At 41.6% G+C, this 20462-nt stretch carries 19 protein-coding genes; 9 read left to right on the forward strand and 10 right to left on the reverse strand.

Annotation, left to right across the window (positions count from 1 at the left end; translation table 11 throughout):
* Positions 1–10: 10 nt before the first annotated feature.
* From treP to OIT90_RS17540, 4 genes are all read right to left on the reverse strand, one after another.
* Entirely contained in the window at positions 11–1447 is a 1437-nt protein-coding gene (gene treP, locus OIT90_RS17525; protein WP_474892787.1) for a PTS system trehalose-specific EIIBC component, read from the reverse strand.
* A gap of 164 nt (positions 1448–1611) precedes the next feature.
* A complete protein-coding gene (locus OIT90_RS17530) occupies positions 1612–1998 on the reverse strand; it encodes a DnaJ family domain-containing protein (RefSeq protein WP_474892788.1) in 387 nt (128 codons plus the stop codon).
* A 157-nt stretch (positions 1999–2155) separates the two neighbouring features.
* A complete protein-coding gene (locus OIT90_RS17535) occupies positions 2156–3880 on the reverse strand; it encodes a methyl-accepting chemotaxis protein (protein WP_058837483.1) in 1725 nt (574 codons plus the stop codon).
* Between the two features lie 31 nt (positions 3881–3911).
* Positions 3912–5570 (reverse strand): pyridoxal phosphate-dependent decarboxylase family protein, encoded by a 1659-nt coding sequence (locus tag OIT90_RS17540; RefSeq protein ID WP_039177127.1) that lies wholly within the window; start codon positions 5568–5570, stop codon positions 3912–3914.
* 579 nt (positions 5571–6149) lie between these two features.
* Between OIT90_RS17540 and ltaS the strand changes: the two genes are divergently transcribed.
* On the forward strand, positions 6150–8135 hold the full coding sequence (gene ltaS / locus OIT90_RS17545; RefSeq protein WP_474892789.1) for a lipoteichoic acid synthase: 1986 nt from the start codon (positions 6150–6152) through the stop codon (positions 8133–8135).
* Between the two features lie 98 nt (positions 8136–8233).
* Positions 8234–8821 (forward strand): YjgB family protein, encoded by a 588-nt coding sequence (locus OIT90_RS17550; protein WP_144490807.1) that lies wholly within the window; start codon positions 8234–8236, stop codon positions 8819–8821.
* A 43-nt stretch (positions 8822–8864) separates the two neighbouring features.
* On the opposite strand, the gene OIT90_RS17555 is transcribed toward OIT90_RS17550, so the two are convergent.
* The gene (locus OIT90_RS17555) at positions 8865–9368 is read right to left on the reverse strand and encodes a DoxX family protein (protein ID WP_024426621.1); all 504 of its coding nucleotides are present in this window, start codon (positions 9366–9368) and stop codon (positions 8865–8867) included.
* A 479-nt stretch (positions 9369–9847) separates the two neighbouring features.
* Here OIT90_RS17555 and OIT90_RS17560 point away from each other — a divergent pair, with 479 nt between their 5' ends.
* Together OIT90_RS17560 and OIT90_RS17565 are read left to right on the forward strand one after the other, a co-directional pair.
* Positions 9848–11209, forward strand: a complete 1362-nt coding sequence (locus tag OIT90_RS17560) for a DJ-1/PfpI family protein (protein ID WP_474892790.1) — start codon at positions 9848–9850, stop codon at positions 11207–11209.
* 440 nt (positions 11210–11649) lie between these two features.
* On the forward strand, positions 11650–12408 hold the full coding sequence (locus tag OIT90_RS17565; protein ID WP_474892791.1) for a DUF817 domain-containing protein: 759 nt from the start codon (positions 11650–11652) through the stop codon (positions 12406–12408).
* 18 nt (positions 12409–12426) lie between these two features.
* Here the strand turns inward: OIT90_RS17565 and nagE are convergent, their stop codons facing one another.
* Positions 12427–13794: an N-acetylglucosamine-specific PTS transporter subunit IIBC gene (gene nagE / locus OIT90_RS17570; protein ID WP_064497717.1), complete on the reverse strand. Its 1368-nt coding sequence runs from the start codon at positions 13792–13794 to the stop codon at positions 12427–12429.
* A 189-nt stretch (positions 13795–13983) separates the two neighbouring features.
* Here nagE and map point away from each other — a divergent pair, with 189 nt between their 5' ends.
* The 3 genes from map (at position 13984) to OIT90_RS17585 (ending at position 15290) form a co-directional block, all read left to right on the forward strand.
* Complete coding sequence (gene map / locus OIT90_RS17575; RefSeq protein WP_024424611.1) at positions 13984–14733, forward strand: type I methionyl aminopeptidase; 750 nt, start codon at positions 13984–13986, stop codon at positions 14731–14733.
* Positions 14734–14856: 123 nt separating this feature from the next.
* Entirely contained in the window at positions 14857–15018 is a 162-nt protein-coding gene (locus OIT90_RS17580; RefSeq protein ID WP_087976421.1) for a hypothetical protein, read from the forward strand.
* A gap of 134 nt (positions 15019–15152) precedes the next feature.
* Entirely contained in the window at positions 15153–15290 is a 138-nt protein-coding gene (locus OIT90_RS17585) for a YflJ family protein (protein WP_064497716.1), read from the forward strand.
* A 42-nt stretch (positions 15291–15332) separates the two neighbouring features.
* Here OIT90_RS17585 and OIT90_RS17590 read toward each other — a convergent pair whose 3' ends face one another.
* Positions 15333–15983 carry an MOSC domain-containing protein gene (locus tag OIT90_RS17590; protein WP_099663026.1) on the reverse strand — a complete coding sequence of 217 codons (651 nt, stop codon included), beginning with the start codon at positions 15981–15983 and terminating at the stop codon, positions 15333–15335.
* 122 nt (positions 15984–16105) lie between these two features.
* Between OIT90_RS17590 and OIT90_RS17595 the strand changes: the two genes are divergently transcribed.
* Positions 16106–16378, forward strand: coding sequence for an acylphosphatase (locus OIT90_RS17595; protein WP_268465824.1), 273 nt, complete (start codon positions 16106–16108; stop codon positions 16376–16378).
* A gap of 17 nt (positions 16379–16395) precedes the next feature.
* On the opposite strand, the gene OIT90_RS17600 is transcribed toward OIT90_RS17595, so the two are convergent.
* Together OIT90_RS17600 and OIT90_RS17605 are read right to left on the reverse strand one after the other, a co-directional pair.
* Positions 16396–17502 carry a nitric oxide synthase oxygenase gene (locus OIT90_RS17600; protein ID WP_474253237.1) on the reverse strand — a complete coding sequence of 369 codons (1107 nt, stop codon included), beginning with the start codon at positions 17500–17502 and terminating at the stop codon, positions 16396–16398.
* Between the two features lie 104 nt (positions 17503–17606).
* Positions 17607–18164 (reverse strand): PadR family transcriptional regulator, encoded by a 558-nt coding sequence (locus OIT90_RS17605; protein WP_058837494.1) that lies wholly within the window; start codon positions 18162–18164, stop codon positions 17607–17609.
* 112 nt (positions 18165–18276) lie between these two features.
* Here OIT90_RS17605 and OIT90_RS17610 point away from each other — a divergent pair, with 112 nt between their 5' ends.
* A complete protein-coding gene (locus OIT90_RS17610; RefSeq protein WP_008341777.1) occupies positions 18277–18762 on the forward strand; it encodes a phenolic acid decarboxylase in 486 nt (161 codons plus the stop codon).
* Positions 18763–18815: 53 nt separating this feature from the next.
* Here the strand turns inward: OIT90_RS17610 and OIT90_RS17615 are convergent, their stop codons facing one another.
* The gene (locus tag OIT90_RS17615) at positions 18816–20447 is read right to left on the reverse strand and encodes a M14 family metallopeptidase (RefSeq protein WP_327842427.1); all 1632 of its coding nucleotides are present in this window, start codon (positions 20445–20447) and stop codon (positions 18816–18818) included.
* Between the last annotated feature and the right edge of the window lie 15 nt (positions 20448–20462).

Raw genomic sequence — 20462 nt, forward strand, 5'->3', positions numbered from 1 at the left:
TTCACCACCACTAGTTAAGTTCGTCTGAAAAATCCTTCTTCTTTTTTAGTTTTGCATATAAAAGAGTACCGATGAATGGGAGGATGAGTACAATCACCATTCCGATTGCAAATGCACCCCAATATTTCGGGATAATGGAGAAGATTCCTGGAATGCCTCCAACACCAACTGAGCTTGCCAGCACCCCTTGAGAGGCGATAAACATACCGGCTAACCCTGAGCTGATCAGAGCAAATATAAATGGGAATCGATAACGCAGGTTGACCCCAAACATGGCCGGTTCAGTAATTCCTAAATAAGCAGATATACTGGATGTCAGCGAAAGTCCTTTTTGCTTTTCATCTTTTAAGACAAACATCATCGCAAGGGCAGCTGATCCTTGTGCGATATTGGACAGTGCAAGCATTGGCCAGAGGAACGTGCCGTGCAGCTTTGAGTTAATCAATTGAATATCAACAGCGAGGAACGTATGATGCATTCCTGTAATGACTAATGCTGCATACAGTCCGCCGTATAATAGACCGCCAAGTGCTGCGAATTGCTGGAATACCGCTACAAGTCCAGATGTTAAAACGTTACCGATTGCAAATGTAACAGGTCCAATGACGATAAATGATAAAAATCCAATGACTAATAACGTAATCGGTGCAACAACTAACAGCTGAATACTTTCAGGTGTCCGTTTTGTGATAAATAATTCGAGCTTTGCAAGTAAATAGGAGGCAACGAGTATCGGAAGAACCTGTCCTTGATAGCCTACCTTCTGCACTTCAAGTCCAAACAAGTTCCAAACAGGAATGTCACCGGTCTTCTCTGCCGCTCCATAGCCCCATGCGTTTAACAAGTCTGGATGTACGAGCATCAGACCGAGGACCATCCCTAAAAGTGGATTCCCCCCAAATCGCTTCACAGCTGACCAGCCAATTAATGCTGGCAGGAACGTGAAGGCAGTGCCAGCAATTAAGTTGATCATATTCGCTAAATCAGCCCATGCCGGGTACACATCCACAATCGATTTTTGATCGAAGAAAATATCAGGAGCTGTTAAAATATTATTAATCCCCATTAATAAACCGGCTGTGACGATAGCAGGAAGAATCGGTATAAAGATATCAGCAAGCGTTTTCACAGCACGCTGCAATGGATTCAATTTTTGATCAGAGGCACGCTTGACGTCCTCTTTTGTGGTTTCCCCAATTCCCGTCCTTTTGACCATTTCGGCATATACTCGATTGACGACCCCTTGGCCGATAACAACTTGGTATTGACCGTTCGCTGAGAAAGATCCCTTCACTTCATCAATTTGTTCAAGTGCTTTCTCATCCACCTTACCTTCATCTTTCAGCACAAAGCGCAGCCTTGTTACACAATGTGTCGCTTGATCGATATTTTCTTTGCCGCCGATGGCTTTCACAATCTGATCTGCTGCTGCCTGATAATCAGCCATACTATCCCCTCCGAGATCGTTTTTTTATATAAGAAAAAAGAACCAAAAACTTGTATATACATGTTTACTTCATATTTTATATTTGTATATACATGTAGTCAACAATAAAATGTAGCGCTTACATAAAAAAGCTCCCTCAATGTGCTCAGGGAGGCAGCGTGTCATCATCTTTTTTTATGCTCCGTTAATTTCTCGTAGACCTTATTTTTGTAAAAGGAGGAGGCTGGTCGGGCAAAAGTTTGACGCTTAGATGTAAGTTCATCCAGACGTTTTTGTTTTTCTTCACATATGAGAGACAGTTTCTTTCTTACCTCTCCATCTATACTCGATTGAAGTAATTCTTTGACAGTCATAAGTTCTTTTTTCAGCGCTGTTTCTTCCCTAGCAAATCCGGCATTTTTCATAATGCGGTAGCCCATTCTAAGTTCTTCTGGTACATGAGCAGCGTCATCTTTTGGCAGAGGCTTCCCAAAGCCAGATAATCCTTCAAAAGCCCCATTATCCATCGCTTTTTTGATCCGTTCTTCTGATAATCTCTGCGCAAAATCCATAGCGTTTCTCCTTTCACCGCAAGTATGTGATTAAGCATAGCAAAAAAGCTGCCTCTCTCACAAGAGCCAACTTCAGCGTCTAGACAAACCGCATTCGGTGCTCATCCCTACTTCACTGAAAAGAGAAAAAGGGCTAAAATATTTTAGCCCTTTCTCGTTATTTCTTGTCGATTTTGAAAGTTGAGACCATTTGTGCTAAGTCGTCTGACATGTCAGAGAGCTGTTCAATCGCACTTGAAATTTGCTGCATACCAGCACTTTGCTGTTCTGTTGCTGCCGCTACTTCTTGAGAGCTGGCTGCATGTTCTTCCGATACAACAGAAATTTGCTCAATCGATGTAGAAATCGTTTGATATGCTCGCTCAACTTGCTTAATAGAAGCAAGCAAATTGTTCGTTCTTCTTGAAAACTGAGATACACCGTCGTAAATCACAGCGAAGTTCTGTGACGTGCCTTCCATTTGCTCACGTCCTTCTTCCACTGCTTTACTGCTTTCCTCTACGCTTTCAAGAACACGCTGGCTGTTTTCCTGTGTACCGATAACGAGGTCTGAAACAGTTTTAGCTGCATCTGCTGATTGCTCTGCTAATTTACGTACCTCATCTGCCACAACAGCAAACCCTTTTCCTTCTTCCCCAACACGTGCCGCTTCAATGGAAGCATTCAGTGCAAGAAGATTCGTTTGTGCTGAAATGTCCGTAATAATCGAGATCACACTTTCAATCTCCGTTGAATGGGATTGTAATTCTTCTGCTGCCTGCTTCGAGTTGGTCATCTTGTCATGTAACAAGTTCAGATGATCAAGCACATGGTTCACAAGTTTTTGACCAGATTCTGACTGCTCCTGTACGTCAGATGAAACAGATTTCATTTCATCGACTTCTTTTGTGACACCTTCGATTTGAGTATCGATCTCTGCAACAGATCTCGTACAATCCGTAATATTTGCGACAGAATCATTGATTCCTTCACTCATATTCGTCATGGCTTCTGACACTTGCTGCGCACTTTGACTTGATTCGTTCGTCACCGTGCGAAGCTGTGAAGACATTTTTGATACTTCACTAGATGAGTGCGAGATCTTCGAAATGAGCTCTTTGATCCGCCCCTGCATCTTTTGGAAGGATGCAGCAAGCTGGCCGATCTCGTCTTTACTCTCAACTTCTACCATTCCAGTTAAATCACCGTCAGCAATTCGGTTCGCTGAATCCATCAATGAACGTGCTGGTTTCGCAATTCTTCTTCCCATGATAAAGGAGAAGAGCAATCCACCGATGAGCACAATAGCCGATGCAACCGTAATGTAGATTGTCAGCTTCTTCGTTGTGGCTGGAACAATTGATGCATCTAAATCAATCCCTAAAATCCCTGTCAGCTCACCGCCTGAATCTTTGATTGGCAAAAAGACTGATTTATGTGTTCCATATGAATCATGGTAAATATCACTTTTGACCATTTTATCTTCAGAGAGAGCTTGCTTCATCTCATCTGAGAATGCATAATCCTGGTCAAAATCATTGTCTTCCCCAGTTAATACGATAATTCTTTCTTTACCGCCTTTATTAGATAACACGTATAAGTTCTCAAGCGTATGATCTTTTTGAAGCTCTGTGAATTTCTTTTTGATATCGACATAAATGGGATCATCCTTCCCGCTAATGCTGAGCACGTTTCCATCGATGTTATCGATTTCTTTTTTGGCGGTATCAATATCTGTTGTTAATCGATAATCAAATTGCTTTAATAACTGGGATGATAAATCCTGGCTGACTAGATAAAATGTTAGAACGAATAATGCAACGGTTGCGAGTAATGTTACGGTAACGACTGACATGATTTTAGAGGATATCGTGTATCCTCCAAATTTCCTTTGTTTCGCCATTTTTTCCTACATCTCCACTCTCAGATTTGATTTAAGCATGTACATTTTCAAATTGTCCACAAACAGATGCAATCACATCTTTTAAATAAGATACGATATGAGGGATATGCTCTGGTAACGTATAAGGTGAGATGACAAAAAACTTACTAACACTTAGATAGAATTCTTGACCTTCTTTTGAGTTAACAAGTAAAAACTTCGTTGTATCGCCAAAGAACATCTCGTCTCTTTTCTCTCCAAGTTTTTCAAACAGCATTTTGTTCAATTCATTGTTTCGCTCAATTTCCATTGAAGTCGCTTCGCCAGAAATCTCTTCTTGAAAACGCGGTGAGCCGTCTAGGTAAATTCTAAATAATGTAGCCATTCCGACGTTGTCATCATTCACGACTTCTGCTTGCGGAATTTCCCTACTAAGTGCTTCTCTGAAGGCAAGGTTTACTTCTAAGAATTGACCGAGCAAGCGCTGGTAGCCTTCAATCCCAAACGTTAACAGCACACTCAGCATGCTGATTGAGCTTCCCATTCTTGAGCACTCAAGTGTATAACCCGTATGGTATTCCCCGTAGCCTCTATGGCCAACATATGGCGTCTCTTGTTCTTCCAGATCCAAACGCTTTAAGTCAGCAGCGTTTTTCACTAAGAATAAACTGGATGTGTAAGGTGTTTGGCCGAGCTTTTGAAAATCAAAGCACATCGAGTCTGCAAGAGAAAGATGCTGGAATTTCGCTTTGATTTCTTTTAGCATACGAAGAACACCGTCTGAGAATTGCAGCGGGTTTTCTGATACATCATACTCATTAAAGAAAGCAAAGAATCCACCCAGCGCCGAATCTGCATGAATATGCGGCACCTTCAGATCATACTTTTCAGCAATCGCTTCTGCTGTTTCACGTACCCCTTTTACATCATCAATTGCAATGGCATCTGTTGTTCCGGTTGTTGCCACAATATAAACGGGAATCCCGCCATCCTGTGCAACACGTTCCATTTGACAACGCAAATCTTCCATATCCATTGAATGATCTTTATTCGTCTTAATTCTGATTAAGTTGTTTGTGCCAAGTCCTGTTGCTTCCATTGACTTAAATAAGCTGTAATGTGCGGCATCAGAACAAAACGCATAAAGATTTTGCGGAACTCCTTTTCGCAGTGACTCCGGCGCTGCTTTGGCAATCGCTAAACGAAGTCCTGAAAAAATCGCTCCTTGACCTCCCCATGTTGTGTATCCCCCGCTCACGTTTGGATCATATCCGATGAGCTTAGACATCATTGAGACCACTCTGACCTCAGCTTCCGCACCTGCTGGCCCGTAAACATCCCATAGGTTGTTTCCGTTTACCAGCATAGCTGTCAGCATGCCTAAAATTCCTGGTGTACTTGCCATTGGCAAAATGTTCGTGAAGAAATACTTGGTGTGGTATGGATGGTTATGTAAAAGCTTCAGTAATTCTTCATTCACAAGTTCCGCTTGCTGGCCGTTCATCGGAATTTGACTTGTTTCAGTGAGCTTTTTGTAAAAGTCCTCCCCACGATTCTTTTCACCTTTAAGGTGTGCACGGTTGGGATCCTTCAGGTCATCGACCCCTGAAATGATCTGCTCCATCAATTTGACGAGTTCTTTACGCTCTCCTGCATTTCCGTCCTCACTCGGAAACCAGTTCTGAACGAGGTTCTCTGCTCGTACAGTCATATACTATCAATCCTTTCAATGGAAGATTTCCTGTCACTGTCTATATCGACCCCAATTCAGAAGTTTATAGTCTCGATATGTTCACTTAAGTATATCTAGATAATTTGTTTACTTATTAAAATAAATAAAACCCTTAAAAAACACATTAAAAGCATTATGTTGATGAAATACAAAAATATATTGATATATCGTATGAGAGGAATTTTTATCCATCATCTTGTTCCATTCCATTGTTCATTTTTTTTGCTTAACCTGCATAAACATTAATAAACAATGGAAAAACTCTCTAAATGACCATTGTAGAAATTAAATTAATTCTTTAGACTTATGCCTTTTTACCTGTTTTATTGATATAGCAACTGGAAAATTGCTGAATTTTCTGTCAATAATAGGTCGATTTTCATAAAAAGTTTTTCGATGGGCGAATATTTTCATTTTCTCTCCTTTTATTGCTCGGACAGGCTTGCAAAGGCGCCTCACCGGTTATGACTTTTCTATTTGTGCATTTCGTGGTATATTCTAATGGTTCGTTTTCTTTCGTTCCGCCTCTTCCGTGTATCGGAGAAAAGGAGTGTTTATATGAAAACATTTATTCAAAAAAGAGGTCTCGGCTTCTTTCTGATTGCAGCCATCTTACTATGGCTCAAAACGTATTCAGCGTATTTAATCGAATTTAAACTTGGTATATCAAATGTGCTTCAGCATATTTTGCTTTTCGTGAATCCTATTAGCTCCAGCTTGTTCTTTCTTGGCTTTGCTTTATTGTTCAAGAAAAAATGGCAGCCTGCCGCTATCATTGTGATTCACTTTTTCATGTCTTTTTTACTATACGCAAACATCGTGTACTATCGATTCTTCAATGACTTTATCACGCTGCCTACAGTGATGCAGGCAGGAACGAATGGCGGACAATTAGGTGATAGTGCATTTTCACTCATGCGTTGGACTGATGTGTTTTACTTTATTGATACAATCATTTTGATCGTACTTGCAGTCCGCATGAAAAGGCAGCAGCAAACAAGTACAGCCACGACTGTACCTGTACAAAAGTCAAAATCGTTTAGACTCGTCCTTGTGTCCTCTGTTGTGATCTTTGTTTTAAACTTAGTTGCTGCAGAGATCGATCGTCCAGAGCTTTTATCAAGATCGTTCGACCGCAATTATTTAGTTAAATATTTAGGTGCTTATAACTTTACTGTGTTTGATGCCATTCAAAATGTGAAATCAAACAGCCAGCGTGCTCTCGCAAATTCAAATGACGTGACAGATGTAGAGAATTATTTAAAAGCGAACAGCGCTGATCCTAACCCGGCTTATTACGGGAAAGCGAAAGGCATGAACGTGATTACAATTTCTCTTGAATCTCTGCAAAACTTTGTCATTGATTATAAAGTGAATGGAAAAGAAGTAACGCCGTTCCTTAACTCATTGGCACACGACAACAAAACGTTTTACTTTGATAACTTCTTCCATCAAACAGGACAGGGAAAAACGTCTGATGCTGAATTTATGATGGATACTGGATTATTCCCATTATCACAGGGCTCTGTTTTTATTAACAAAGCGCAAAACACATATCAAGCACTTCCTGGTATTTTAAAGAAGGATCAATATACGTCAGCAGAATTCCATGGTAATACGAAAACCTTCTGGAACCGTAATGAAATGTTTAAATCCTTTGGGTATGACAGATTTTACGATTCTGAGTACTACGATATGAACGAGCAGGATACGAAGAACTACGGACTGAAAGACAAACCGTTCTTCAAAGAATCGATGCCAATGCTTAAAAACCTGAAGCAGCCGTTTTATTCGAAATTCATTACCTTATCGAACCATTTCCCATTTGGAATGGACGAAGGTGACACTGATTTCGAACCTGGTGACTTCGGTGACTCTGTCGTCGATAACTACTTCCAATCGGCTCATTATTTAGATGAAGCGATTGAACAGTTCTTCAACGATTTGAAAAAGTCAGGTCTCTATGACAATACAGTCGTCATTATGTACGGAGATCATTACGGCATTTCTGAAAACCATAATGAAGCGATGGAAAAAGTGACAGGACAAAAAATTGGAGATTATGAAAATGCACAGCTCATGCGTGTGCCGCTCTTTATCCATGTACCTGGCGTAAAAGGTGGTCAGATTCATAAATACTCTGGTGAAGTCGACGTCGCACCAACCCTTCTGCACCTGCTTGGCGATGATACGAAGAACTATTTAATGTCTGGTTCTGATATCTTATCGAAGAACTTTAAAGAGCTTGTGCCATTTAGAAACGGTGACTTCGTGTCTAAAGACTACACAAAAGTAGGCAATAACTATTACAGCAACAAAACAGGCGAGAAAATCGAGCCAACTGACAAGGCATCACAAGAAAATGAAACGGTGAAAAAGATGCTGGAGACATCTGATAAGATTGTCACCGAAGATTTACTCCGTTTCTACAAGCCTAAAGGCTTTACACCGATTGACCGCAACGACTATGACTATACAAAGAAAGTACAGGGTGAAAAGGATTCCTCTTCCGCCAAAGATGAATCCAGCTCTTCTTCAAAATAACTTTCTCATGCTAAGAACCAGCCGATCCTTGATCAGCTGGTTCTTTTTACGTTTGATCATGATTGCACCGGGTATAGGAGAAGAAGGAGGGATTTATCATGAAGAAAACAGCAGCTTTTGTCGTGACTGCCTCGCTTGCTTCGTCCGCTTTATTCGGTTTCAGCCCTGCGGTCTCAGCACACGCCATGACCAAACCAGCAGCAGAACAATCCGTTCCTCAAGGTCCAAAAGCCGCACTTAACAGCATTTATGAGCTGGCACATAAAGGGCAGATGCCTTACTATGCAAAAGGGCTCAAAATAGGCGTTCAAACAAAAAAAGACGTTCATCATAAGCTCGGAAATCCATACCCAGAAACAGGACAAAGCAGCTTTGATCTCTATCACGCTGAAATGGGGAATCCAGGATTTGCTTTTCACTATGATGCAAAAGGCAAGATTGATGAAATCCGTTATTTCGGAACGAATGTAGAAAAAGAAACGAATATTGGTGGAATGACCCCTGCACTACTAAAGAAACAGCTCGGATCAGCGGATTCAGTGAGCACCATCCCGCAAACAAAAGAGAAAAAATATGTGTATCGAACCAGTGATTATGAACTCGAATTTATTGTAGGCCATGATCCAGATATTAGCCAGCATGAACTCACCGTGCTGCATATCAACTTGATAAAAGCCAATTCTTAAATAAAAAAGCATCCTGAGCACATGCTCTGGATGCTTTTCTTTATTATGATGCCACTTCTAATTGCGGCTTTCTTTTCAGTTTTCGTTTGAGGACTGGACCTGCTACATAATCAAGACCAAGTTTTCCGGCATTTCCTTTCGCTGCCATGATGAAGACTGCGATCAGAAGAAGCAGCGGGTTCACAGAGACGGTTCCAGCTAGTAAGAAAGAGACATTCATCACGCTTCCAAAAAAGGCTGCCGTTGTTGTGAATAATCCGACAATTAATCCTAGGCCTACTAAGATTTCACCCCACATGACCATGGCACTAAATAATCCGGCATTCGGCAAAGCGACATTTTCTAAAAACCATACATAGAATGGATACACAAGATGACCATCTTTGACGACAGGTTCAGATATCGCAAATTGCAAATAGCCTGATGCATCAAATCCACCTGTTAGTTTTCCAATACCAGATGTCAGCCAAGTCCATCCGATATAAAGTCTTGCTGCCAAAAGGATAACGGCTGCCCATACATTCGTTTGTAAGAATTTTGTAAACATGATGATGCCTCCTTTTAAATTATGTGAAATATTTCACATTTTCTTTATGATCTTATTATACTATGTTATATCTTATTTGTGATCTTTTTCACATATATATTCACAAATTGTTCATGAATATCTAATTTATGCAAATCTCAAAAGTGTGTGCAGCTTGTAGAAATAAACTTTTGGAGTGTGACGCGTTTCATGGTTTTCAAACAACTCAACTGCTGTGTCAAAGTACGATAGGGATGAGGTATTGGTTAGTAGTGATGTGTACCTTTAAAGAACCAGAAGTAATACTCTAACAACCTGTCCGGTCAGTTAATATTTTAAAATAAGCTTTCGTCTGCTGTTCGAGAAAAAAGTCCTTTACTAAGACCTTAGTCAGAGAAAATATAAGCCTCGAGCGGGTTTAATCAATTTCCTCCTCCCTTTATTATCAAAGTAAGTAACACGTCACAATTAACTAGAGAACATTAAGGGAGAGAAGACAATTGAATAAATTATGGCGTTTCATCGTGTATGTATGCGTTTTCGTTCTGGTTGTTGGAGGAACCGGAGCGATCGGTTTCATGAGCACGATGCAGGAGGCTATGTCGGTTTATGATAAGCCAGTTCCTGCTTCTCTACAAAGCATCCAAACTCCTACCTATGATTCGAAAAAGCCAACAGTGGTCGTTATTTTGGCGAATGAAGTAACCGAGGTGTTTGATTTTCTCGTACCATACGAAATGTTCTCCATGACGGGTTCGTACAATGTATTTGCGGCAGCTCCCAACAAAAACATAAAATCGTTGACGGGCGGGCTTGATGTCGTACCGCATTACTCTTTCGACGAGTTGGACAAATTGACAGGCAAAAGCCCGGATATAATTGTGATCCCTTTCATGCCGATTTTGGATGAAGCGAAATACAAACCCGTCCGCGATTGGATAAGGAAGCACTCCGGCAAGGAAACGCTATTGTTGTCCATCTGCAATGGGGCGGAAAATTTGGCGGATACCGGCCTGCTGAACAGGAAATCTGCAGCAACACATTGGGGAGATATCGGCAGATTGGAAAAGAAATATACCGAGATTACTTGGAAAAGGGATCAGCGTTACGTGCATGACGGTAACATAGTCTCCTCCGCCGGCCTGACTTCGGGGATTGATGCCACACTGTATGTTATATCCCAGCAAATGGGAGATCCTGTAGCGGAGAAAGTGGCGAAGGAAATGAATTACCCTTCCTACGATTTTGTTCAGCATCCGCAAATGGAGCCTTTCACGGCCGGATTGAGCGATATCGTCTATATTTTGAACAATGCGTTTCAATGGAGCAAGGAAAAGAACGGAGTCCTGCTGTATGACGGTGCCGACGAGCTGATGTTATCCTCGGCTTTTGACACGTACGGGGCTTCTGGAACAACAACAACATTGACGATATCCAACAAACGCGAGCCGGTTGTTACTCGGCACGGTCTGAACCTGATCGCCCGATATCAAATAGACGATGCTCCAAAACTCGACAAAATGATTTTTGTGGGACCGGACGTGAAGACGCGCGCTGCAGATGATATCCGAAACTGGAACGTGAACGGTGGAAAGGCTGAGCAGCTTTTCCTGCACAGTGATTCGCCAGAGCGGTTCGCGATGGAACCTGCGTTTGAAGATTTGGCGAAGCAAGAAGATATCTTGACGGCGAAATTCGCCGCCAAGCGGCTCGAGTACCGCGCCACAAGCCAGCTTAAGCTTAAAGGAGCACCATTTTCGTACGAAGCGTTCGGCATACCGATCGGTGTCGGCTTGTTGTCTATGTTCGTCGTATATTTGGTAGAAAGACGTTTCTTAAGGAAAAAAACTGTTCCTGCATAAAACAGGAAGCAAAAGAAACATCACAGTTTAGGAAGAAGAAGCACAATCCATTTACAATTAAGAGTAAATGAGATTGATCATGCTTTGAAAGTTGCCATAATGGTTGATTACTATAAATTTAATTAAATTCCTGATAAAAAATGATCAAACTTTTTTATAAAACCAAAACTTAAATATGCTAGAGAAGAATCCATTTTGATCATACTTTTTTCAAAATGGATTCTTCTAATTTATCGTAAAATAAGGGTTTATGAGGTATTTTTGATTAAACTTTATAAAAACACCCTCTATTAAGAGGGTGTTCTTTGAGCTGAGTCAAAACTGAACAGGTCACCACCAGAATTCATCTTATCTTGTTCTTTCTGCTTCATAGAGGTAAACTTTTCCCTTGCGAAAACCGTCTAAGTCATTTCAGACAGTAAAAAGGGGTTTAATTTTGTATGAAAACACTATTTCATTTTGCTTATTTACAGGCCATCTCATGTCTATTCCCCGTCATGATCTTTGCGGCGCTTGCCCTATCAAAGACGGTGTCTATTCCTTTTCTTCACCGGTATGATTTCATTCTACTGCTTTGCCTCGCAGCTCAAATCCTGATGCTTGCGCTGCGGCTGGAGAGTTGGGCGGAGCTAAAGGTCATTTGTCTATTTCATCTCATAGGAATCTGTTTGGAAGTGTATAAAGTACATATGGGCTCTTGGTCCTATCCAGAAGAAGCTTATACAAAAATATTTGGGGTTCCACTTTATAGCGGCTTTATGTATGCGAGTGTGGCTAGTTATATTTATCAGGCATTTTCACGACTTCATGTAAAAGTGACCGACTGGCCTCATCCATTTCTTTCAATTGGTATCAGTTTGTGCATTTATCTCAATTTCTTTACGCATCACTGGCTTTATGATGTCAGGTGGTGGCTGACATGTCTGCTTGTTCTTGTGTTTTGGAAAACGTCGGTTTCGTTTCAGGTTGGTCCATCTTCCTTTCGAATGCCGCTTGTTGTTTCATTTTTCCTGATTGGCTTTTTCATTTGGATTGCCGAAAATGTCACCACCTTTTTAGGCGCATGGCAATATCCAAATCAGCAGCATGCTTGGTCCATTGTTCATCTAGGGAAAATTAGTTCATGGTTCTTACTCGTCGTGATCAGTATTGTGCTAGTGATCGAACAGCGTAAACAAAAAAACGTTCAGCCCGTTTGACCTGGCTGAACGCTTTTTTTAATCTCGATCGACTTCCTTACGGAGATCATCTGCGACAAATTCTACATTCGTTCCAATGATAATTTGTACGGATGTTTTTCCAGAAGTCAGCACCCCTTTGGCGCCTGCTTTTTTCAATGTACCTTCATTTAATAAATTTGTATCCTCTACTGTTAAGCGAAGACGTGTGGCACAATGATCAATAGTGGTGATATTGTCTTTGCCCCCAAGTCCCTCTACGAGCATACTTGCTCCTCCTGTTGTCACCGCATCATCCGCTGCGATATCTTCCATGTCATCATCTTCCCTGCCTGGTGTTTTCAGCTTTAATAGTTTAATGAGGAAATAGAAAACGACAAAGTACACGACGCCATAAATGATTCCTACTGCAAGAAGCAAGATCGGCTTTTGCGCAATGCCGAAGCTTAAGACGTAATCAATCGCACCTGCTGAAAAGGCAAAACCGCTATGAATCCCGAGGGTGTTCACAATAAAAAGCGAAAGCCCTGTTAAAATAGCATGGACACCATATAAAAGTGGAGATAAAAACATGAAAGAAAATTCAATTGGTTCAGTGATCCCTGTAATAAATGATGTAAGTGCCATCCCAATCATCAGACCAGCTGTTGCTTTTCGCTTCTCAGGTTTTGCAGTCACAACCATGGCTAGACATGCCGCTGGCAGACCAAACATCATCACTGGGAAGAATCCTGTCATAAAGACACCCGCGCTTGGATCTCCTTTAAAGAATCGCGCTAAATCCCCTGTTGCCCCGCTGAATTCCCCGAATTGAAACCAAAATAAGTTATTCAAAACATGGTGAAGTCCTAATGGAATGAGCAATCGGTTAAAGAAACCAAACAGCCCTGCACCTGTTGCACCGAGACTTAAAATCCATTCCCCTAAATCATTGATCACACTTTGAATCGGAGGCCATACATATCCGAAAACGGCTGCTAATAGAATGGTGAAAAGTGCCGTCATAATAGGCACAAGCCGCCTTCCGCTAAAGAAACCTAAGTATTCCGGCAGTTTCGTATCCTTAAATTTATTGTAAACATAACCTGCCAAAAGCCCGCACAAAATACCGCCCAATACCCCCATATTGTTGGTGGAGTTGATCGATGTTGTACCGGCTGACAAAATAAAATAAGAAATCGCACCTGATAATGCCGCTGCCCCATTCCCATCCTTTGAAATACCAATCGCTACACCCATTGCAAAAATTAAAGCCAAGTTCGCAAAAATTGCATTCCCTGCCTCATAAATAAACGGGATATTGAATACATCCTCACGCCCAATGGCCAAAATAATCCCTGCTGCTGGAAGTACAGCGATTGGAAGCATAAATGATTTTCCTAGCTTTTGAAAAAACTGAAACACCATCTGACTTCTCCCCCCTTTGTCATCATCATGACTAAAACGTTCATGATGTTCATAAAAAATATATCATATGCACGTCTAGTTATCTATACCAATTTGTCCACATCCATTTGAATTCCGCTCTTTACTCTTTTGGCGTAAAATGTGGTAAGCTATTGAATAGAATGAAGTTATAGAAAGCGGGAATGAACAGTGATTGTCAAACATGATCATGAGTTAGAAGCCTTAAAAAAAGTCGGCCGAATTGTCGCTTTGGCAAGAGAAGAAATGAAAAGCCAAGCGAAACCAGGCATGTCTACAAAAGAATTAGATTTGATTGGGAAAAAAATATTAGAAGAGCATGGGGCCAATTCAGCACCTGAAAAGGAATATGACTTCCCTGGTACCACTTGTATCAGCGTGAACGATGAAGTGGCACACGGTATCCCTAGTGAAAAAACCATTTTACAAGAGGGTGACCTCGTAAACATTGATATCTCAGCAGAGCTTGACGGATATTATTCCGATACAGGCATTTCATTTGTTTTAGGTACAGGTGATGCTCGTCTTGAAGCATTATGTAAGTGTGCGGAGGATGCGTTCCTAGAAGGATTAAAACATGCAAAAGCCGGTAAAAGACAAAACCAAATTGGCCGTGCGGTCTACAATACAGCGAAAGAACAAGGATTTACCGTTATTAAAAACCTGACAGGACACGGCATTGGGAAGAACCTGCATGAAGCACCTAACCATATTTTGAACTACTATGATCCATTCGATAATGCTTTGTTTAAAAATGGCACAGTTATTGCCTTCGAGCCCTTCATTTCAACAAATGCTGAATCGATTTATCAGGCTGATGATGGCTGGACATTTAAAACACCAGATAAAAGTCTAGTCGCACAGATTGAACATACCATTGTGATCACTAAAGACGAACCGATTATTTTAACAAAGCTGTAAGCCAGCGGGTCCCTTCCTTTACTGGAGGGGATTTTTTCATGCCCGTTTCACGAATCTGTCACGACTAAACAAAAATGCCTGTGGTAAAATAGGCAAAGATATGCGAAAGGGGTCTTATTTGATATGTGGTTCATCATCATAGGTGTTATCTTTTTCATCGAAAGTATTATTTTAACGGTTGTAGGGATTAAGAAAAAACAATCCATGATGACCTATCTTGGTGTTATCATCATGATTATGACGGTCGGCATGATCCTCGTTACCCTCAACCCGCCAAATTCATAAATCAATATTTCCAGCATATACATGGATCATAGGCAGATAGAATCAGTTTTCATTTCTTGACACCTGCACGCTTTTCACGTCCTTTTTTGAGATGTTACAATGCAGGCAGTTTCAATTGAAAGGAGTTTTCTATCATGCATTATGGTAGCAAAGGCTGGTATGTCGAAGAATTGAAGAAGCTTGGTGTGACTAAGCATGAAGGAAGAAAGCTTCAAAGCTTAAAAACATATTTCCTTGCAAATCTTCTTGAGCAAAAGAAACGCAGCTCATAAACGCTGAAAAGCCGTACATCTTAAGCTGATGTACGGCTTTTTTTAAATGTGCTGAATTCGTTTTTCTAAAGACTTCCTCACCACATCTGCTAAAGCTTCTACTTCAAGAACGGCTTTCAGTCTCTCTGGACTTGTTTGACGATATTTGACTTCATTGACCTCATGGACCGTAATGTGATGGGACGCTTTTTCTACGAGTACAAGCGATGCATCAGGCGGCACCATGCCTTCTTTTAGTACGCGTAAATAAAAGCCTGTATACCCTGTTTTCTGCACTTCCTTTACAATCTTCATGTTGCCATGCTTAACAGATAATTTCACACAAGGCTGTCTTGGCTGACTCACCTCAACAAATGCATCTCCAAGCTGAAACACATCGCCAATATGTACATTCGTCTCGACTAGCTTGCGTACTGTTACATTCTCGCCAAAGGCAGCTTCCTGTAAAGGAATCCCTAAAAATTGCTCAAAGTAAGCATAATGATCGTACGGAAAGACGCAGACGGCTTTATCATAACCCCCATGATGAATCAAATCACCTTGGCCATCTCCCTCAAAATTGATCTGACTTAAATACACAGGCTCATGAATGCGCTTTTTGTTGATGGCTGTTTTGATTTCTTTTCCGTTCGCATAGGTGATGATAGGTTGTCCCACTTGGATTCCTTCTATGGCATATCTCTTCTGTCCCACGATGGCCATCTCCTTTGGTTGTCTACTGGCTTTTATTTTACATCGTTTGACAAACAAATCAAAGTCGAGGCGTGAAGATCAGATGCAGGCTATGGTACGATGTGAAAAAAGGAGAGATGACCATGGTTCATTATCACGCCATTGTAAAAGGACGTGTGCAAGGAGTCGGCTTTCGTTATTTTGTTCAGGGAGAAGCCGTCAATCGTGGAATGAAAGGCTGGGTACGCAACACTGATGAAGGTCATGTCGAGTTAAAGGTAGAAGGTGAGCAGCAGAAAGTGATTGATTTCTTAGAAACTGTCCGGAAAGGAAGTCCTTTTTCAAAAGTCACCGGCATGCACATGGAACCGCTCACGGAGCTGGCTCATTATCGAGATTTTCGAATACGGTCATAAAAAAAACCTAGCTCTCGCTAGGCTTTTTCTGTCCCGTGATAGGGCTTGTCCTGATAAAAATAGTTTGGTTTCACAATCGTATTGTCGTAATGCTTGTGGAATATGTGGGTAGCAGCTGGTGATACAGGGGGAATCAGCCATGTCCAGTCCCCAGTCAGCTTGCGGTCAGCCTTTTCTTCCTGCTTTTCAAACTGCTTGAATTGATGTGCTGCTGTATGGTGATCGACAATGGTTACCCCTGCTTCGCGATAAGAATGGAGAACCGCCACATTCAATTCGACAATGGCTTTATCCTTCCAAAGGGACGAATTCTTGGTCGTGTCCAGTCCTAAAAGAGAAGCAACTTTTTTTAGCATATTATAGCGGTTTTCATCCGCTAGGTTGCGTGCGCCAATTTCTGTGCCCATATACCAGCCGTTGAACGGTGCAGCATTGTAATGAATACCGCCAATCTCTAATTTCATATCAGCAATAATCGGAACCGCATACCATCTTAGTCCCAAATCACGGAATCCATCATATTCAGGATGGGTGATCTCTACCTCTTGAACGATTTCTTTCGGAAGCTCATACAGAACAGGTGGCTGATCTTTTAGCTGAAACATGAGAGGTAGAATATCAAAATGTGTGCCCTCTCCTTTCCAGCCATGGGCTTCACATAATTTTGTTAATTCAAGAGATGCCTCGTCGCCGATGATGCCATATTCCGTCTCATAGCCTGCATAACGAACGAGCTGATGATTATAAATGACGACTTCCTTCTGCTTGTGACTCTCTGGGGGAAAGATCGTGATGGACGGTTTGATTTTCCCGCCATTTGTCGCATACTCAATATGATGAAAGAGCGCCTCTTTCACCTCATCCTCTGTCTTTACATGCCGGCAGTCATGCACTTGCAGGGTCGACCAAAACAAACGGCCAATGCAGCGGTTACTGTTGCGCCATGCCATTTTCGCCCCGTGAGCTAATTCCTCTAGTGTATGCGTATAACTACCTTCAGACTCAATTTCTTTTTTTATTTCATGCAGACGTGCTGCTTTCTCTTCATTTGACTTATTTAATTCTTCATAGCATACAGAAATAAAAGCTTCTGCTTCATTCCACAACGCTTCTTGATTACTCAAACATACTCGCCTCACTTTAATACGAATATATCCATTGTAGCGGTTTCTATTGATAAATTCACTCGTTTCAAACCATTTTTTATCAAATCATCCGACCATTGTCCTTAGACCATAGATGAATCAATACGTATAAGGGTCTTTTGGAGCCAGCGGACATAGCCTTTTTCTCTTTCGATTGCCCTTGTCAGCACTAAGTAATGCCCAAATTGCGCTGAATGCAGTGATTCAGCAGAAGGGTCTTCCTCTGTCAAAGCGTGCAGCTTTTGTTCCAGCACATCTACTTTCTTGGTGCGCTCTAAAAGTTGATATGCAAAGAGGTCAGCCGCTTCTTTTTTGTCCATGGAGGAGATGAAAAATGTTTTGAGCATGAATTCATCCTTTGTTGTTTCCGGAATCGGATCTTTTGTTCTTAACCACTGACGCAATTCTTCTTTTCCTGCCGCTGTGATTTGATAGACCTTCTTCTCCAGCTTTTTTCCTTGTATGTGAATATCAAATTCAATAAACCCTTCCTCTGTGAGACGCTTCAGCTCAGGGTAAATCTGACTGTGCTTTGCACTCCAAAACTGTCCAAGGGAGTCCTTAAAATGTTTCGTAATATCGTATCCTGTCAGCTCATGCTGATCCAGCAAGCCAAGAATGGCATATTTTAGTACTCTCATGATGTGCCTCCAACGCTTATTCTTTGACAATAGTATACCATAGACTTTAAAATAAACATGTAAATCACAACATGTTTGAAAAAACATCATTCTAATGAAAGAAGGAATAAACATGGATCAATTCGTTGGACTTCATATGATTTATACGTATGAAAATGGCTGGGAATATGAGATTTACATTAAAAACGATCACACCATTGATTACCGCATTCATAGCGGAATGGTTGGAGGACGTTGGGTCCGTGATCAGGAAGTAAATATTGTAAAGCTGACAAAAGGCGTATACAAAGTCTCTTGGACAGAACCAACTGGGACAGACGTCTCTCTAAACTTTATGCCTGAAGAAAAACGCATGCATGGCGTCATCTTCTTCCCAAAATGGGTGCATGAACGTCCAGACATCACCGTCTGCTATCAAAATGACTACATCGATCTCATGAAAGAATCTCGTGAAAAATACGAAACCTATCCGAAATATGTTGTCCCAGAATTTGCGGACATTACGTATATCCATCATGCAGGTGTGAATGACGAAACCATTATCGCAGAAGCACCATATGAAGGCATGACAGATGAAATAAGAGCTGGACGAAAATAAAAAAGCGGCACGCCTAGTGCCGCTTTTACATTTGATAAAATCTTAGCCCCTTTTTATTGAATGCCTAACGTATTTTGAGGAAGCACGAAACGATAGACTGGTAGTTCATCACCTGTTTTTGAAGCGATAAACCCTGATGACATATAGCTGTCCTTTGATTCTGGTTCAAGGGCAAGTGACAGCAAATTGGTTTGCGGCTGTGCCGTGACATATACCTTTGTTCCTTTTGGCAGCTGACGTTTCTTGTCAACGAGTTTTGTTTCAAGCTGAATATCTGATTTGCTCTTTTCCTCTCGTTTTGTCACCTTGTAGGCTTGTACCGGCAACTTCATGCCAACCGGCAATGTGACACTTTTTAACCCTAATGTTCTGAGTTTCCTTTCTACTCCTTCATGCCCCGGAAGAATGAGGTAAGCTGTCGGCCGTTCTCTCGTTAAGACAGGAACAGCATCGCTCGCACTATGAAAACGTACAGGAACATTGGTGGTCTGTCCTTTCTCAATATCAACCATTTCCAGCTTGTCATCAACAGGTGATTTGAAAGCATCTTGAATGACGACTTGATCGTCATCTTTTGGATGAAGCCCTTTTTTCACAAGCTTCAGCCGCTCCGTCACCATTTGCTGCTTCACCTGCTTGGCATGTTTCACCGTGGTCTCAATGATTTTTTCATGGGTGGCTACTTGCGCAGCGACGCGGCGGGAAAAATCCTCTCTCCCAATCCCAATCCCTCTGCTTTCTACAAGAAATGACAGGGCTGGCGAAAGTGCAAGGGCATTTCGGCCAATTCGCGCATCCGTTCCACCTTCATAAATGTCGATCTTGCCATCCTTTCCTCTTGTGTTTGTATAATACGAATCGTTAGAAAACCCTTTATTCGTCAGCGTTTCACGAACTCCGTTAACATATAACTCATTTGATGTCAGCCGGATGCTTTCAGGAATGTTTAGATTCTTCCCTGATAAAATAAGCAAATCATGATATTTGAGAGCGCCTGATGAACCGATATCTTCAAACTGCTTTTGGCCCACATCGTATTCATGGGCATCAATGACCACTTCTGGCGCATACCGATTAAATTCTTGATGCAGGGCTGTCAGTTCTGGAGATTCTAATGTCATATGATCACGATTACCATCTAATCCGTTTGCCAGTCTGCGGTCAAACGCATAAGAACCATCAGGATTGATTCTTGGGACAATGATGATATTGACATGATTAAGTATACGGTCTCCTTCTTTACCTGCTAATCGTTTTGCAATGACGAGAGCAGATTCACCGGAGGCTGGTTCATTTCCGTGTATTTGTGCTTGGAGCCAGATTGTTGGCTTTTTTGAAAGTGGAGTAATCGAGCGATCCTTTGTAAAGTACAGGGCCTGGATGGACCTGCCTTCAATGGATGTTCCAATCTGTTTCTGCGTGGCGTAAGGACTTTTGTGGACAATGTCTCGTAAGAAAGTTTGAAGCTCTTCTTGTGTTGTAAATGTTTCTTCTTTTTTCTGAAAGGCAGGGGTATCAAACGTCTCGTCAGGCTCAGGGTATAGCTTTTTCACTGAAGCCGGCTGTTCATAATTCTTTCCGTAATAAGGGGTTTCTGCATGAGCTGAAGCTGGGCTCACCATCGACAAACTGCCTGCCATGAGGCATACAGCAGCAAAAAGAATCGTGCCTTTTCGTTTGGACATGCTATCCTCTCCCTT

Source organism: Bacillus sp. ABR (assembly GCF_056172715.1).

What these genes read in the sequence shown, in the direction of transcription:
- ltaS (WP_474892789.1), top strand. Translation starts at nt 6,150, where the DNA reads ATGAAAACATTTATTCAAAAAAGAGGTCTCGGCTTCTTTCTGATTGCA.
- treP (WP_474892787.1), bottom strand. Translation starts at nt 1,447, where the DNA reads ATGGCTGATTATCAGGCAGCAGCAGATCAGATTGTGAAAGCCATCGGC.
- nagE (WP_064497717.1), bottom strand. Translation starts at nt 13,794, where the DNA reads ATGGTGTTTCAGTTTTTTCAAAAGCTAGGAAAATCATTTATGCTTCCA.
- OIT90_RS17610 (WP_008341777.1), top strand. Translation starts at nt 18,277, where the DNA reads ATGGATCAATTCGTTGGACTTCATATGATTTATACGTATGAAAATGGC.
- OIT90_RS17530 (WP_474892788.1), bottom strand. Translation starts at nt 1,998, where the DNA reads ATGGATTTTGCGCAGAGATTATCAGAAGAACGGATCAAAAAAGCGATG.
- OIT90_RS17550 (WP_144490807.1), top strand. Translation starts at nt 8,234, where the DNA reads ATGAAGAAAACAGCAGCTTTTGTCGTGACTGCCTCGCTTGCTTCGTCC.
- OIT90_RS17595 (WP_268465824.1), top strand. Translation starts at nt 16,106, where the DNA reads ATGGTTCATTATCACGCCATTGTAAAAGGACGTGTGCAAGGAGTCGGC.
- OIT90_RS17555 (WP_024426621.1), bottom strand. Translation starts at nt 9,368, where the DNA reads ATGTTTACAAAATTCTTACAAACGAATGTATGGGCAGCCGTTATCCTT.
- OIT90_RS17580 (WP_087976421.1), top strand. Translation starts at nt 14,857, where the DNA reads ATGTGGTTCATCATCATAGGTGTTATCTTTTTCATCGAAAGTATTATT.
- OIT90_RS17535 (WP_058837483.1), bottom strand. Translation starts at nt 3,880, where the DNA reads ATGGCGAAACAAAGGAAATTTGGAGGATACACGATATCCTCTAAAATC.
- OIT90_RS17540 (WP_039177127.1), bottom strand. Translation starts at nt 5,570, where the DNA reads ATGACTGTACGAGCAGAGAACCTCGTTCAGAACTGGTTTCCGAGTGAG.
- OIT90_RS17615 (WP_327842427.1), bottom strand. Translation starts at nt 20,447, where the DNA reads ATGTCCAAACGAAAAGGCACGATTCTTTTTGCTGCTGTATGCCTCATG.
- OIT90_RS17585 (WP_064497716.1), top strand. Translation starts at nt 15,153, where the DNA reads ATGCATTATGGTAGCAAAGGCTGGTATGTCGAAGAATTGAAGAAGCTT.
- OIT90_RS17605 (WP_058837494.1), bottom strand. Translation starts at nt 18,164, where the DNA reads ATGAGAGTACTAAAATATGCCATTCTTGGCTTGCTGGATCAGCATGAG.
- OIT90_RS17565 (WP_474892791.1), top strand. Translation starts at nt 11,650, where the DNA reads ATGAAAACACTATTTCATTTTGCTTATTTACAGGCCATCTCATGTCTA.